The organism is Paenibacillus sp. UMB4589-SE434 (genome assembly GCF_030226685.1).
In the GTDB taxonomy this organism is placed as follows: Bacteria; Bacillota; Bacilli; order Paenibacillales; family Paenibacillaceae; genus Paenibacillus_B.
In genome coordinates this window covers 1-213 of record NZ_JASOYK010000042.1, presented here as the reverse complement: position 1 = coordinate 213, position 213 = coordinate 1, and the positions used below count along the sequence as shown (strand labels likewise).

General features: G+C 53.5%; 1 tRNA gene and 1 rRNA gene. Both read left to right on the top strand.

Annotation, left to right across the window (positions count from 1 at the left end):
- Window positions 1-74: ribosomal RNA gene (rrf, locus tag QP775_RS25920) — 5S ribosomal RNA — on the top strand; the annotation flags it as partial.
- Between the two features lie 63 nt (window positions 75-137).
- Window positions 138-213 (top strand) — tRNA-Asn (locus QP775_RS25685).

The window sequence follows — 213 nt, the reverse complement described above, 5'->3', positions numbered from 1 at the left end:
ACACGACCGTTAAGCCCTCCAGCGCCGATGGTACTTGGACCGCAGGGTCCTGGGAGAGTAGGACGTTGCCAAGCAGTTGCCTTGATTATTTCGAGGCACGTCTGGACTCTCTAAGCGGGTCCTATGAGATTAAATGTTCCCTGATAGCTCAGTTGGTAGAGCACTCGACTGTTAATCGAGTTGTCACAGGTTCGAGTCCTGTTCGGGGAGCCA